Source organism: Micromonospora sp. GCM10011542 (assembly GCF_042650685.1).
In the GTDB taxonomy this organism is placed as follows: domain Bacteria; phylum Actinomycetota; class Actinomycetes; order Mycobacteriales; family Micromonosporaceae; genus Micromonospora.
Genome location: NZ_JBHSBO010000028.1, coordinates 183378 through 197642, shown reverse-complemented (window position 1 = coordinate 197642; position 14265 = coordinate 183378). Strand labels below are relative to the sequence as shown.

13 protein-coding genes and 1 tRNA gene are annotated in these 14265 nt (G+C 71.0%); 7 read left to right on the top strand and 7 right to left on the bottom strand.

The window, feature by feature from the left end; genetic code table 11:
- The first annotated feature begins 82 nt into the window (after window positions 1-82).
- Both ACFOW4_RS10185 and htpX read left to right on the top strand, forming a co-directional pair.
- Window positions 83-1651: an NADH-quinone oxidoreductase subunit N gene (locus ACFOW4_RS10185; RefSeq protein WP_377526521.1), complete on the top strand. Its 1569-nt coding sequence runs from the start codon at window positions 83-85 to the stop codon at window positions 1649-1651.
- Between the two features lie 136 nt (window positions 1652-1787).
- The gene (htpX, locus tag ACFOW4_RS10180; RefSeq protein WP_377526520.1) at window positions 1788-2663 is read left to right on the top strand and encodes a zinc metalloprotease HtpX; all 876 of its coding nucleotides are present in this window, start codon (window positions 1788-1790) and stop codon (window positions 2661-2663) included.
- Between the two features lie 67 nt (window positions 2664-2730).
- Here the strand turns inward: htpX and ACFOW4_RS10175 are convergent, their stop codons facing one another.
- Both ACFOW4_RS10175 and ACFOW4_RS10170 read right to left on the bottom strand, forming a co-directional pair.
- Window positions 2731-3924 (bottom strand): MFS transporter, encoded by a 1194-nt coding sequence (locus ACFOW4_RS10175; protein ID WP_377526518.1) that lies wholly within the window; start codon window positions 3922-3924, stop codon window positions 2731-2733.
- On the bottom strand, window positions 3924-4763 hold the full coding sequence (locus ACFOW4_RS10170) for a DUF6065 family protein (RefSeq protein WP_377526516.1): 840 nt from the start codon (window positions 4761-4763) through the stop codon (window positions 3924-3926). Before ACFOW4_RS10170 ends, ACFOW4_RS10175 begins: the two co-directional genes overlap by 1 nt.
- 191 nt (window positions 4764-4954) lie before the next feature.
- Between ACFOW4_RS10170 and ACFOW4_RS10165 the strand changes: the two genes are divergently transcribed.
- A complete protein-coding gene (locus ACFOW4_RS10165) occupies window positions 4955-6214 on the top strand; it encodes an MFS transporter (protein ID WP_377526514.1) in 1260 nt (419 codons plus the stop codon).
- A gap of 370 nt (window positions 6215-6584) precedes the next feature.
- Here the strand turns inward: ACFOW4_RS10165 and ACFOW4_RS10160 are convergent, their stop codons facing one another.
- Window positions 6585-7490: a hypothetical protein gene (locus ACFOW4_RS10160; RefSeq protein ID WP_377526513.1), complete on the bottom strand. Its 906-nt coding sequence runs from the start codon at window positions 7488-7490 to the stop codon at window positions 6585-6587.
- 270 nt (window positions 7491-7760) lie between these two features.
- Between ACFOW4_RS10160 and ACFOW4_RS10155 the strand changes: the two genes are divergently transcribed.
- Window positions 7761-8642 carry an SdrD B-like domain-containing protein gene (locus ACFOW4_RS10155; RefSeq protein WP_377526510.1) on the top strand — a complete coding sequence of 294 codons (882 nt, stop codon included), beginning with the start codon at window positions 7761-7763 and terminating at the stop codon, window positions 8640-8642.
- A 166-nt stretch (window positions 8643-8808) separates the two neighbouring features.
- Window positions 8809-9729 carry a L,D-transpeptidase gene (locus ACFOW4_RS10150; RefSeq protein ID WP_377526509.1) on the top strand — a complete coding sequence of 307 codons (921 nt, stop codon included), beginning with the start codon at window positions 8809-8811 and terminating at the stop codon, window positions 9727-9729.
- 162 nt (window positions 9730-9891) lie between these two features.
- On the opposite strand, the gene ACFOW4_RS10145 is transcribed toward ACFOW4_RS10150, so the two are convergent.
- A complete protein-coding gene (locus ACFOW4_RS10145; RefSeq protein WP_377526506.1) occupies window positions 9892-10386 on the bottom strand; it encodes a YajQ family cyclic di-GMP-binding protein in 495 nt (164 codons plus the stop codon).
- 147 nt (window positions 10387-10533) lie between these two features.
- Between ACFOW4_RS10145 and ACFOW4_RS10140 the strand changes: the two genes are divergently transcribed.
- Both ACFOW4_RS10140 and ACFOW4_RS10135 read left to right on the top strand, forming a co-directional pair.
- Window positions 10534-10617 (top strand) — tRNA-Tyr (locus ACFOW4_RS10140).
- A gap of 241 nt (window positions 10618-10858) precedes the next feature.
- Entirely contained in the window at window positions 10859-12073 is a 1215-nt protein-coding gene (locus ACFOW4_RS10135) for a PP2C family protein-serine/threonine phosphatase (RefSeq protein ID WP_377526504.1), read from the top strand.
- 220 nt (window positions 12074-12293) lie between these two features.
- Here the strand turns inward: ACFOW4_RS10135 and ACFOW4_RS10130 are convergent, their stop codons facing one another.
- From ACFOW4_RS10130 to ACFOW4_RS10120, 3 genes are all read right to left on the bottom strand, one after another.
- A complete protein-coding gene (locus tag ACFOW4_RS10130; protein ID WP_377526502.1) occupies window positions 12294-12545 on the bottom strand; it encodes a hypothetical protein in 252 nt (83 codons plus the stop codon).
- Window positions 12546-12883: 338 nt separating this feature from the next.
- Entirely contained in the window at window positions 12884-13798 is a 915-nt protein-coding gene (locus ACFOW4_RS10125; protein WP_377526501.1) for a hypothetical protein, read from the bottom strand.
- A complete protein-coding gene (locus tag ACFOW4_RS10120) occupies window positions 13795-14151 on the bottom strand; it encodes a PadR family transcriptional regulator (protein WP_377526498.1) in 357 nt (118 codons plus the stop codon). Before ACFOW4_RS10120 ends, ACFOW4_RS10125 begins: the two co-directional genes overlap by 4 nt.
- Window positions 14152-14265: the final 114 nt, after the last annotated feature.

The following is a 14265-nucleotide window of genomic DNA, read 5'->3' as shown; positions in this document are numbered from 1 at the left end:
GCAGCGAAGCGGAGCCCCGCAGTCGCGAACGAAGGGCGGGTGCGGTGAGCGCGGTCCCGGTCGCGAACGGAGGCAGGTCCAGGTGAGCGGCGTGCAGAGCGTGGACAGCGTGGCGCTGCTGCCGGCCTACCTGGCCGCCGGCACCGCACTGCTGGTGCTGGTCGTCGATCTGGCGCTGGCCCGGCCGCGGGCGACGGTGGCCGTGGCGGCGCTGGGTGCGCTCGCCACCGCGATCGGTGCCGCACTGGTCGGGGCCGGTGGCGAGCGCCGGACGTTCTGCGTCGCGGCGGACTGCTCCTGGGTCTTCGGCGGTCGGGCGGCCCTGGTCGGCGCGGTGTTCGCCCTGCTCACCCTCGGGGTGCTGGGGCTCTCCACGCCGTCGCTGCGGGCCGGGCGCTCGCCGGTGGGGGAGTACTGCTTCCTGCTCGCCTGCTCGATGACCGGTGGCGTGGTGCTGGGCGCGGCCGGTGACCTGATCACCCTGATCGTCGCCCTGGAGACGCTGACCCTCCCGCTGTACGTGCTGGTCGGCCTGCGCCGGGGCAGCCTGGCCAGCGCCGAGGCGGCGGTGACCTTCTTCGTGGTGAGCGTGGTGGCCACCACGCTCACCCTGCTGGGCGCGGCCCTGCTCTACGCGGTCACCGGCGGGCTGCACCTCGATCGGCTGGGCGCGCTGCTCGCCGACCGGCCGGAGCTGCGGGACCTGCCGCTGACTACCGCCGCCGTGGCGCTGGTGGTGGTCGGGCTGGCCTTCAAGGTGGCCGCGGTGCCGTTCCACGCCTGGGCGCCGGCCACCTACGACGGCGCGCCGCTGCCGGTCGCTGCGTACCTCTCCACGGCGTCGAAGCTGGGCGGCGTGGTTGCGCTGCTCGCGGTGGTGCAGCGGGCGCTGCCGGCCGACCAGACCGGCCCGGTGCTCGCCCTGCTCGCGGTGCTCACCATGACCGTCGGCAACCTGGTCGCGCTCCGTCAGCGCCGGACCGTCCGGCTGCTCGCCTGGTCGTCGGTGGCCCAGGCCGGCTACATCCTCGCCCCGCTGGGCGCGTTGGCGCTGGTCGCCGGCCGGAGCGGCGAGGCGCGGGGCGCCGCGTACGCCGCCGCCGTCGCGTACGCCGTGTTCTTCGTGGTGCTGGAGCTGGGCGCGTTCGCCGGGGTGATCGCCCTGCGTCCGGCGGACGCCGACGGTGGCACGCTCGACGACCTGCGCGGCGCCGCCCGGCGGCACCCGTGGCGGGGGGCGGCGCTCGGCCTGGCCCTGGTCGGGTTGGCCGGCCTGCCGCCGGGCCTGGCCGGGCTGTTCGCGAAGGTGACCGTGGTCCGTTCGCTGCTGGACGGCGGTGCCGCCTGGCTGGCGCTGGTGGTGGCGGTGAACGCGGTGATCGGTCTCGCCTACTACCTGCGCCTCACCGCCATCCTCTGGGCCCCGACAGCCGCCGCCGCACCGGCACCGGGGGCCGCACCGGCACCGAAGGCAGCACCGGCACCGGCCGCTGCACCGGCACCGGGGGCCGCACCTGCACCGGCAGTCGCACCTGTGCCGGTGGCCGTGCCGCCGGCGGGGGTGGTCGCGGTGGTGCTGGCGGTTGCCACGGTCGCCGCTCTGGTGGTCGGTGTCGCCCCGCAGTTGGTGCTCGACCTCGCCGGCCGCTGATCCGGCCTGCGGGGGTCAGCTCCCGGCATCCCGGCACATCTCAGCCAACTCTCAGCGTTGGGACGGATGGTGGACGGGTACCGGGTTGTTGAACCGGTCAGCGGATCCCGGCGATCCGTGCACCGAAGGAGTGATCGTGCACCACAACCGTCTCAAGACCGCCGCGCTGCTCGGCCTGCTCACCGCGCTGATCCTCGCGGTGGGCTACTGGTTCGGTGGCAGTGGCGGCCTGGTCATCGCCGTCGTCCTGTCACTGCTCATGAACGGCGTCAGCTACTTCTTCTCCGACAAGCTCGCGCTGCGCTCGATGCGGGCGCAACCGGTCAGTGAGGCACAGTTCCCCGAGCTGTACCGGATGGTGCGCGAGTTGGCCACCGAGGCCCGGCAGCCGATGCCGCGGCTCTACGTCAGCCCGACCGCGCAGCCCAATGCGTTCGCCACCGGGCGTAACCCGCAGCACGCAGCGGTCTGCGTGACCCAGGGCATCACCGAGATCCTCGACTACCGCGAGCTGCGCGGTGTGATCGGGCACGAGTTGTCGCACGTCTACAACCGGGACATCCTGATCTCCAGCGTGGCGGCCGGTCTGGCTGGCATCATCACCGCGCTGGCCAACATCGCCTGGTTCATCCCGCTCGGCGGTGGGGACGACGAGGACGCGCCGAACCCGGCCGTGCTGCTGCTCACCCTGATCCTGGGCCCGATCGCGGCCACCGTGATCCAGCTCGCGATCAGCCGGAGCCGGGAGTTCCAGGCGGACGCCTCGGGCGCCGAGCTCAGCCGGGACCCGCTGGCCCTGGCCAGCGCGCTCCGCAAGATCGACGCGGTGGCCCGACGCCGGCCGCTGCCGGCCCAGGGCCAGCTCACCAGCACCGCGCACCTGATGATCGCCAACCCGTTCAAGGGCGGCGCGGTGGCCGCGCTCTTCTCGACCCACCCCCGCATGGAGGACCGGGTCGCCCGACTGGAGCGGATGGCCGCCAACGTCGGCCCGGTGCAGTTCGAGCGCTGACCGGCCGTGACCTCCACCCGCGTCCCGTTGCGGACGCGGGTGGAGTCGCGTCCGGGGTGCCGCGGGATCACTGCGCGTGGGGCAACCGGTCCGGGCGGGTCAGCAGCACGACGACGAGCAGGACGACGCCCGCGGCCAGGTACGCGGCGGCGGGAGACAGCACGGCGGCCACGCCGCCCAGCAGGAAGATGCCGCAGCCCGAGACGACGATGTTGGCCGCCACGATCGTGGCCTCGACCTGCCCCATCCGTTCCGGAGGGGCCAGCCGGGCGAACGTGGCCTGCGCACCGATCAGCCAGCCGCCGCCGGCGCCGATGAGCGCGTTGCCCCCCGCCAGGGCCCAAAGCGGCGCATCCACCGCGACCAGGACTCCGGTCAGCAGCAGCGCGCCGGCCAGCGCGGCTGCGACAGCCACCTGACCGGCGAGCCGGACCAGAAAGCCGGACCGGCCCACCACCAGGACGAAGAGCGCGCCTCCCAGCGCCGAGGCCGCCAGCACCGTGGGACGCCAAGCCCCGCGAGCGAGATCCGGGGCCAGGGTTTCCGGAAGCGCGCCGGAGAGCACCGTGGCGAGGGTGAGCAGGGCGACCCCGCGCAGGACGGGATGGCGGGCGATGATGCGTACGCCCGCGGTCGCCGGCGGACGCGGCTCGCGCCGGCGGTGCGGGTGTTTCGGCAGCCCGGCCAGGATGACCGCGGCGACCAGGAACGAGACGAGGTCGATGAGGAGGGCCACCCGGGAACCGAGGGCCACGGTCAGGCTGGCTCCGGCGAGCAGACCGATCACCTGCCCCGCCTGGTTGGCGAAGGCGGAGAGGCCGAACAACGGCAGCCGCAGCGCGGCGTCCACCGCCTCGGCGGCGACCGCCACGTTGACACTGGCGTAGGCGGCCCGCACCGCGCCGAGCAGGCCGGCCGCCACGATTGCCGGCACCGGTTGGGGGACCGCCGTGGGCACGGCGATCAGCGCGGCGCCGGCCACCGAGAGCCAGACCAGGAGCGTGCGCCGAGCGGGAACGTCCAGCCAGCCGCTGAAGACGGTCGCGACCAGCAGGGCGGGCAGGGTGCGGGCGGCGTAGACGGCGGCCGGGCCGAGGACCGAGTTCGTCTGGTCGTACGCGAGCAGCAGCAGGGCCGCCAACCCGACGAAGTCACCGAGTTCCGAGATGCCCCGGGCGATGACCAGTCGGGAGGCGACCGGATGGCGGAACAGGGCTCGATAGCCGGGGGGCGGCGCGAGCCGTTCGTCGGTGTTGGGCATCAGCTCGGCTGGTCCGCTTCCGCCACCCCGATCGGCTGGTAGTTGGCGTTCTCCCGGACCCGGCGGGACTGTTCCCGCCGGTAGCTGCTGCGGATTTCCGGGTCCTGGCGCCGGCGGCGCAGCGCCACGAAGTCCGCCCAGACGTCCTCCGGCCAGTCGGCCAGACCCTGCTCGCTGACCAGTTCGGCATGGCGGAACGCGTCGAGCGTCGAGCGGTGCACCGGTTGCAGGCACATGAGGGGGATGTTCCGGTAGAAGCGCACCACCTGACCGGGTTCGGTGAGCCGCAGGATGGTGGGCAGGAGCGAGGTGTACCAGTCGGTCTCCACCACCCCCTCGTAGAGCTGGAGGCCGCGCTGGACCGGCCAGTTCGGCACCCCGCGAGCGAGCAGGCACCAGCCCGGCGAGGTGCGTGCCACCACGCCGGTGACCAGCTCGATGGTGTTGGCGGCGCGCGGGTCGGCGTCGAGGAATGGGATGCTGCCCCCGTACCGGTCGAAGATGTCCAGGTCGTCGCGGAACCGCTCCGGCGCCCCCGCCAGCCGGGCGGCCGCGTCAGGTAGCTTGCCGTCGTACCCGCCGGCCAGCGAACGCCAACCGGCCGGTTCGTTCTCCTCCAACACGGTCCACTCGGTGTCCTGCCCGTCCCAGCGAAGCGCGAAGTCGGCCGGCGGGTAGACGTACCAGCCGAACCCCGAGCCGGCGGCGACCGGCGGGCAGTGCTGCACGGCCCGGGCTGGAAGGGAGCCGCGCAGGCTGGCCGAGGCTGCTTCGGCGGGCCGGGTGTCGTCGTACAACGAATAGATCTCGGCCCGCAGCGCGCTGACACTTCCGGTCATCGGACCTCCTGCCTCGTCATGCAGTTCGGCGCATGGATCCAATTCGATCAGCAACCTACCTTCTGGTCGCCGTCTGGTCAGCCCCGTCCCGCTCGGCCGGTGTGAGCGGACCGACCATCCGCGGGACGAGTCGCCGCGTTAGGGTCGAAAGGACTTCTACCCGTTACCTGTCTCCAGCGAGGGGTGCACCCGTGACCGCACTGCGCCAGTACCTGGGTGTCTGGCGGATCCCCGGCGCCCCGATGCTGCTGGTCACCGGCGTCATCGGTCGGCTCGGGATCGGCATGACGCCGCTGGCGCTGCTGCTGGTCGTGGAACAGGTGACCGGGCGATACTCTCTCGCCGCCGTGGCCGGCGGCATTTACGCCGTCGCCGGCGCCGCGCTCAGCCCGGTCGCCGGACGGATCGCCGACCGGGTCGGCCCCAGCCCGGTGCTGCTGATCACCGCCGTGGCCCACCCGCTGGCGCTCACCGGGCTGCTGCTGGCCAGCCGTTCGGGCGACGACGCGCTCGGCGCCATCTACCTGGCCGCCGCCGTTGCCGGCGCCACCTATCCGCCGCTGACCGCCGCCATCCGGGGCGCGTGGAACGACCTGACCGCTCCCGGCTCCGGCCGGCAGCATCTGCACAACACCGCGCTGGCCGCGGAGACCTCGCTGTTCGAGATCGTCTTCGTCCTCGGCCCGCTGCTGGTGGCCGGGTTCGTGCTGGTCGCCGACGCGGCGGCCGCGCTGATCGGGGCGGCGGTGGTCACCCTGGGCGGCACCATCGCGGTGGCACTCGGCCGGGTGATGCGCGGCTGGCGCCCGCACCCGCGCGAGCACCACGCCCGGGGGCTGGGCCCGCTGCGCGTCGCCGGCTTCCCGGCCCTGCTGCTCTGCGTGGCCGGCCTCGGCATCGCGTTCGGGGCGGCCGGGGTGATCGTCCCGGCGTTCGCCGACAAGGAGACCGCCGGCGACCCGGAGAGCCTGGCCGGGATCCTGCTCGCCGTCTGGGGCGTCGGCAGCGCCATCGGCGGGATCTGGTTCGGCGTCCGCAGGCCGGCTCCGAACATGACCCGACAGTTCGCGGTGCTGCTCGCGGCGTTGGCCGGCACCTTCGTGGTGTTCGCACTGATGCCCACGCCGCTCGCGCTGGGCGCCGCGCTGGTTGTCGGCGGGGCCACCATCGCGCCCGCACTGACCCTGGAGAACACTCTGGTCGGCCGGATCGCGCCGGCCGGCATGCTGAACGAGGCGTACACCTGGGTGGTCACCATCGCGGTGGCGGCGAGCGCCGCCGGCGGCGCGGTGGCCGGCCTGATCGTCGACCACGCGGGCGGCGTGCCGTGGGCGTTCCTGTTCGCCGGGGCCGCGGTCGCCGTCGGGGCCGGGGTCGCCGCGCTGCCCGCCGGCCCGATCGCCCGGGCGGAAGCTTCGGCGGTACGCGCCGACGAGCCCGTCGCCGTCTGAGCCGTCTCAACCGGACACCGGTGGGTACAGCGGTGTCATGTTCTTCTTCTTCTCGAACCGCGTCGGTTGTCTCGGCTCACTGCTGATCAGTGCACTGCTGACCGTCCTGCTGATCCTGATCTTCAACCGCTGACCTCTCCCGCGTACGCCGAGATGCGGCGGGTGCTGCGGCCGGGCGGCCGGCTGCTGCGCGCGTACCTCGTCGCCCGTCGTCCCTAGCCGGGGTCCCGGCGGCCCGCCCTTCGCGCTGCGGGACGGCGGTGCTCCGTTGGAATTCGAGAACGAGAACGAGGACGCGGCGCGGCCGATGGTGCGCCGCCTTGTCCGAGCCGACGGCGGCCCTTCCTGAACCGTGTGTCGCAGCGGCAAGTCAGCCGAGACCGAGCCGGTGCAACGCGAGGGCCACGAACCCGCGCACGGACCGGTCCCAGCCGGGTACTTCGGCGTCGAAGTCCGAGCTGCGGGCGTCGGTGAGGACGTCGAGGGCCAGGTCGGGTAGCTGGTCGCCGAGCCGGTTCGCCAGTCCCACCGCCGCCGTGACCTGGACGACCGCTGCGTTCGCGGACAGCAGCTCGCGGAGGCAGGCGTCGATCCGCTCCGAGCCGACCGGACAGTGGCCGAGGGTCAGGTTGGCGCTGGCCCGGGTGGCGGCGCGGGCCTCGTCATCCGGGACCGCGATGAGCCCGGCCAAGGCGGCCTCGTCGGGTGCGAACCAGGCGAGTAGTTCGGCGGCGTACCCGGCCAGCTGAGGGTCCGGATCGGTGAGCCAGCGGACGTACCGATGGGTGTACCTGCTTCCAGCGTGGAAGGCGTCGGCCTCCCAGCGGACCGCCACGTTGTCAGCCAGCTCCGCGACGTCCTCGTGCTCGAACAGGTCTTCGGCCTCCAGATGCCGCTCCACCAGCGCCGCCTGCTCGTCGGTGATCCCCTCGGCGGCGGCGAAGGTCCGCCGCGGATCGAACGGTAGGTCGTCGTCGCGCCGGTCGCCGAGCACCACCGAACGGAGCAGGTCGGCCACCGCTGCCCGGTCCGGGGTGTCCGGGTCGTCGGCGAGCGCTACCAGGAACGGCACCACGTGACAGCTCGCCCCCCAGCGTGTGCCCTGGTGGTAGACGTTGCCGAACAGCTCGGACAACGCACGGCGCCGGACCGGCACCTCCGCCGAGCGCAACGCCCGCAACTGGTCCGGTACGTCGACGGCCGGCCCATACGCGTGGTGCAGCGACTCCCACGGGACCTCGTCGAGCCCGGCCAGCGGGTCGGTCAGCTGTTTCATCCGGCGGTTCTACCAGCAGCGGGCAGGGAGCCGACAGCAGCGGCTGACATCAGTCGTTGACATCAACGATGGCGGCCGACGCTCGCCCGAGTCGTCCCCCGTCGCCGACGATGCTCTCGATCCGGCGAGCGCCGCCCCTCACATGTAACGCCGGCCAGACCGACGACGCCGGATGAGTGGAGTCAATTGATCTCCAGCGCGGCCCTCGCCCTTCGCGAGGGTCGTCACATGCGACGTGAGGAAATTGTGCGACCTAGTTCCCTGTCCCGCTTGTTCCGACGTACCTTCTCCAGCTCGCTCGCCGCCACCCTCGCCCTGGTCGGGGGCGCGGCGGTGCTCGCTCCGGCCGACGCGGTGGCGGCCGGGAAACTCCAGCCCGATCTGGCCGTCGACCTCATGGTGACCAACGTGCTGAACCCGGCGGAGGGCGAGACCTTCAACGCAGAGATCGACGTCCGGAACTACGGCGCTGGCGGGTCGGACCCGGTCAGCGTCACTGTCTCGGTGCCCTCGGGGCTGCGGACGACGACGCCTTCCAGCACTGACAGCGGCTGGGCCTGCGCAGTTGCGAGCACGACGAGCTACACGTGCTCGTACCCGGAGCTGGCAGCTGGCGGTCGGGCCATCCGGCTGCACGTGCCGTTCGTCGTGGCTGGCGCGACGCCGGGCAGCGCTGTGCCGATCACCACGACCATCGCCCCGCAGAGGCGCGAGGCGAACACCGACAACAACGCCGGCTCCGTCACGGTCGCGATCTCCGGCATCTGCATTGTCCGCGGCACCGTCTGGCACGACCTGGACCGGGACGGGCAGCGCGAGGAGGGTGAGCCGGCGATAGCCGGAGGCCCGGACGGCGTGTTGAACGTGCGTCTGGTGGCTCGGCAGGGGCAGGCCATCGGCGGCGGCTCCGCCACCGTCAACCCGGACGGAACCTGGTCGATCATCGCCCGCACTGAGCTTCTGTACTCGGTCTGGCTGGAGGCGTCCGGCGCGTACGGTCGGACCGTCGCCGACGTCGGTGACGACGCCACCGACTCGGACATGGTGACGTCGTACCAGTTCGAGCCCACCCTGCTCGTCGCCAGCGCCGAGTTCGATGCCGTGCACGGCGGCGATTACGTGGTCGACGCCGGCCTGGTCCCCCAGAGCTGAGCGGGTAGCCGCCCGCTCTGGACAACTCGGGCGGGCGGTGGGTCCGTGCAATCCAAGGGCCGGCCCACCTCAGACCAGCTACGCGGCAAGAGCCCCCGGAGTCGCGGCCGCCTTCCGGCCGGACGAACGGGGCTGGCGGACATCAAGAACCATTGAAGGAGTAGGAATGCGAACGCCGTTCAAGCGGGCTGTGTTCGGTGTCATCGCGGTGGCGCTGCTCGGCGGGCTCGGACTCACGTCCTGCGCAACTCCGGGCCGGAACGGCCCGGTGGACGCCGGGTCGACTCCGGTCGATACCTCGGTGGCCGGCGCTCCCGGACCGACCGACTCGGCGAGTCCCTCCGCAAGTCCCTCCGCATCGCCTTCGGCGAGCCGGTCCCCGTCACCTTCCGCGAGCCGGTCCACGAAGCCGTCTCTCAGCCGATCGCCGTCGCACGTCCCGACCAGCAAGGCCGCGACGCCGGCCGCATCGAGCAACATCGCCTCGCGGCTGCACACCATCCCGGCCAGCACCCGCCAGCTCGTCGTCGTCTACAGCAGCGGCTACGGCACGAGCGTCGCGTCCCTCGAGACGTTCGAAAAGGTGAACGGCGTGTGGCGGCCGAAGTTCGGGGTGATGAGCGCGCGGATCGGTACCAAGGGATTCAGCGACAGCCATGTGGAGGGCGTCCCCACGACGCCCACGGGCGTCTACGGCATCGGCTCCACCATGTACGGCGTGCACGCCAACCCTGGCGTCAAGTACAGCTACCACCAGCTTGTGGCGAACGACTACTGGGATGAGAATCCCAGCTCGTCCACGTACAACAGCTTTGTGCATGGCACGAGCCCGGGCGGGTACAGCGAGGCGCTGTGGCAGACCGTGCCGCAGTACAACTACTTCGCGGTCATCAACTACAACATCCCGGTGAGGGCAGCCACCCCGGCCCGCGGCAGCGGCATCTTCCTGCACGTCATGGGGAGCGGCGGCACCGCCGGCTGTGTCTCGTTGGCGCAGTCCGACCTGCTCCGGGTACTGAAGTGGCTGGATTCGGACGCCTCTCCACGCATCGTGATGGCGCCCAGCCAGAACCTCGGCCGCTACTGACTGACCGCCCCGGAGGCCGCGCGGTAGGCAAGTCAGGCGCAGCCAGGCCGTCACCAGGCCGTCGGAGGCCGAACGCTGGCGACCAACGATGACCGCTGGTGACATTGTTTGCCCAGGTAACAAGGCGTGGCCGGCCCACCCATCAGGCCGTCCAGACTCCTATTACCTGTAGTTGGTGAACTGGAGGGCGACGCCGAAGTCCTCGCCCTTGAGCAGGGCGATGACCGCCTGCAGGTCGTCCCGCTTCTTGCCGGTCACCCGCAGCTGGTCGCCCTGGATCTGCGCCTGGACGCCCTTGGGGCCCTCGTCGCGAATCTTCTTGCTGATCGCCTTGGCCTTGTCCGACTCGATGCCCTGGATCACCTTGCAGTCAATCTTGAAGATCTTGCCGGACGGGCGGGGGTCACCGGCGTCCAGCGCTTTGAGCGAGATGTTCCGCTTGACCAGCTTCTCCTTGAAGACGTCCAGCGCGGCACGGACGCGCTCCTCGGTCTCCGCCTGGAGGCCGATCGCCTCCTCGCCCGACCAGGAGATCTCCGCGCCGGTGCCGCGGAAGTCGAACCGCGTCGAGAGCTCCTTCTCCGCCTGGCGGAGGGCGTTGTCGACCTCCTGGCGGTCGACCTTGCTCACGATGTCGAACGACGGGTTCGCTGCCATGCTTCTGCTCCTGCTGTCCGGCGGTCTCGTCCTGCCGTCGGCCGCCAACCAGCGGCACGACCCCCTGACGGTACCCGGTTGCGCCGGCTGCGGGGGGAGCCGCTATCCTTGCTTCCGCCGCCGCGTTGCGACGCGGTGGGGTGCCCTGGCGGGTTGCCCGAGCGGCCAATGGGAGCGGACTGTAAATCCGTCGCGAAAGCTTCAGAGGTTCGAATCCTCTACCCGCCACCAGGTGCGAGAACGGCCCCTGACCGGTAGAAATACGGGTCGGGGGCCAATCTCGTTGGTCCCGCTGAGTCCAGCCGTCGCCCGCCGTCGATCACAGTCCGGGGGCGTATCGGGGGGAGCTGTCGCGGCAAGCTGCGGCCAGGGGGCAGTGTGATGGCTCAGCGGCAGGTTGACGTGGCTTCGTTCAACGAGGGCTTCGTCTCGCGGGGGCCAGAAGCGGCGGAGGCACAACTACGATCCGGGGGTGGTTCGCGCGGAGAGCCTGAGAGACAAGCAGCGGTTACGCCGCATTGAGGCGGTGACCGACGCCGCCCTGTCTCGACTCGATGCTGCCGACCTCTTCGACGAGCTGCTCGACCGGGTCCGCGACCTGTTGCAGGTTGACACGGCCGCGATCCTCCTGCTCGATGTACCCGCCCGGCAGTTGGTGGCCACTGCGGCTAAAGGGCTGGAGGAGGAGGTCCGCCAGGGCTTCCGCATCTCGATCGGCCGAGGGTTCGCCGGCCGAATCGCCCTGACCCAGCAGCCAGTGATCATCGAGCAGGTCACCTCGGACAACGTGGTGAACCCGATCCTGCTGCAAACCGGTGTCCAGTCCCTGCTGGGCGTACCGATCATCGCCCGCTCCGAACTTGTCGGCGTTCTGCACGTCGGCACCCTCACGCCGCGCCGGTTCACCCCCGACGACGTCCGCCTGCTGGAACTGGTCGCCGATCGGGTCAGCCTGGCCAGCCGGGCCCGCGCGAACACGCTGGACCAGGCCACCGCCCTGGCCCTGCAACGTAGCCTGATCCCGACCCAACTGCCCGAGGTGCCCGGCCTTGAAATGGCCGGCCGGTACGTGCCGGGTCACGCCTCCGGCGTCGGCGGTGACTGGTACGACGTGTTCACCCTTCCCTCCGGTTGGCTGGGCGTGGTCATGGGGGATGTGTCGGGTCATGGGCTGCAGTCTGCGGTGGTGATGGGACGGGTCCGCAGTGCGCTTCGCGCGTACGCCCTGGTCTGCGACGACCCCGCAGAGGCGCTGACCCTTCTCGACCGAAAGGTGGTTCATTTCGAGGCCGGCAGCCTGACCACCGCGTTGTACGCGATGATCTCTCCGGATGCCTCCACCGTGCACGTCTCCCTGGCCGGGCACCCCCGGCCGGTCCTGGTCGATTCCGGCGAGCCGACCACCATGCTTCCCGCGCACATAGACCCTCCGTTGGGCCTCGGCACCCGGCAGCCGCAGCGGCGCACGACCACCCTCGACTTCCCTCCCGGCGCGGTCCTGGTCTTCTACACCGACGGGCTCGTCGAACGCCGTGGCGAGCTGCTCGATGTGGGTATGGCTCGTCTGATGGCCTCCGTTCCGCTGGCTCCCGTCGAGACCGTGTGTCAGACCGTCATGACGACCCTCGACACCGAGCACCCGGATGACGACATCGCCTTGTTGGCCATCCGCCGGCTAACCAACTAGGAGCCTGCGCGTGCCTGCGGTTCACCAACTACAGGTAAGGGCGCCTGGGCCGGCCTGGTGACGGCCTGGGGCTCGTCCACCCGCCCGGAGCCCGGCGCTCCTGCCCGCTGGCCCCCATGTAAGAGCTGCGCGTGCTGTCCGTGCGGCTACTCAGGCGCACCGAGTTCGCCCACAGTCACGACGAGTTGGATCGGGAACTCCTTGTCCCACTGGCCATGACTTACGCAGACGCTCGACCGCGGCGGTACCAGGTGTCGGCGTCGGTGACGAAGTCGACCAGCGCATCGGCGAGCGGGCGGCAGCGACTCGCCTCGGATCGCCCGATCGAGGTCGGCGCGAAAGGTTCGGGGACGGGCAAGCCCCACGTGGACGTAGGCGCCGCCACGAGCTGCGCGCGCTTGGCCTCGAAATGGCCCAAGACCTTTTCCCAGCGCTCGGCCGGCTCCTCCCAGAAGACGTCGCTGACCGCCACGGACGCGGTGTGGTAACCGGGGCCGCTGATATGCATGCCCTGCCCCACAGGCCGCACGACCCGCTGCGGTGGGTAGGCGCGCTGAACCAGTTTCTCAGCCAGGGTGAGGGATTCATCAAGGTCTACCGGCGGACGATACAGCCGGGACGGCTTAGGCCTTGGTCTACGTCAACTGCGTCGACGGAGAAGAGGATCTACCCGCCACCAGGCAGCACGAAGGCCCCTGATCTGCGTCTCCGCAGATCAGGGACCTTCGTCTTCTCATGCTGATGGCGGCCTCGAAAAGCCCTGCCTGTCCGAGCCGCCGGGCTCGCACGGGCCACGGATGACTCCCGTGTCTACATCCGGGCTTGGCGGCGGCCTGCGATCGTGCCGGCGGCAAGCGTGATCACCATGACCGCCGCGAGGACAAGGATCGCGGTGATGGAGACCTCGACCTCCCACCCTGCCTGCTTGGAGCCGAGCAGGTAGGTGGCTTGTGCCAGGGCTGGTGCCAGGAGAAGCGCCGAGGCGACGATGGGCATCCGTGCGTCGATGGGCGCGGTGATGACGGCCAGTGCGGCGAACGCGCACAGGGACATCAGTGGTGCCTCCGACCAGCCGTTGATCGGGCTCGGTGCCAGGGCGACGGCTGCCACTGCCCCCAGGACGGGCCAGGTCCACGGTCTGGTCACGGGCGTTCGTGGTGCGCGGAGCAGTAGCAGCAACGCCGGCGAGGCCAGCAACGCTGGCCAGAACTGGGGAACCATCGCGTCCTGGAGGTCGTAGACCGACGAGAACCAGTACGACAGGTCCCACCCGTTCGTCGACCCATGTTGCACGGCCACGGTCACGATCGTCGCAGCCAGTGCCAGCCGGTAACTACCCCACGCCGCAGCGAAGAGCGCGATGGTCAACAGCGCCGGGATGACGATGAACCACCACGTGCCGGGCTTGTACGGGCCCTCCGACAGCATCGTCAGCAGGTACGAGATCGGGCCGTCGCCTCGGAGCGTCAGGCCGTACACGAGCAGGGACAGCGCGGACAGTCGCAGGGCGGAGTATCCCAGCGCCGATCGCGAGCCGAGCCGGTCGACACCGGTGCGGGTGCGTAGCCCTCCCACCACGAGGGCTACCGCTTCTCGAGGGTTCGGCCGCCGCTCGTTGTCAGCCGTGGCGAGCAGGGTTTCCAGCATCTCGTCGGCGCGATACTGCCGGTAGGGGCGGGGGTAGGCCCGTAGTAGCCATCGGTAACGGCGCTCCAGCTCGGTCATGCCGGAACCACCCGACGCGTCGCAGCCGCCGAGCGGACGGAACGGTCACGAACGACCCTCGCCGCGGCGGCCATCCGCTCCGCTTCCGCACGTAGCGCGGACAGGCCCTGCTGGGTCAGCTGGTAGGTGCGGCGGGCCCGGCCGTTGACCACGGTCTCCTCGGCCACCCGCACCATGTCCTCACGGGTGAGCCGGTCCAGAGCGGCGTAGAGGGTGCCCGTCGTGAGGCGCACCCGCCCGTCGGACAGCTCCTGCGCCCGCTTGACGATCGCGTAGCCGTGCAGGGGTTCGTCCTGCAACGTGGCCAGGATGAAGTAGGTAGGTTCGCGCATCGACGCGAAGGGCCCAGTCATGTCGTCAACATAAGCAGATGATCAACGTATGGGTCAAGGCTCGATGACCGGTCCCGGGCACGCGCGGCGCACAACGCGCTCAACACGTTCGCGCAGGAGGGCTTCGGCTACTTC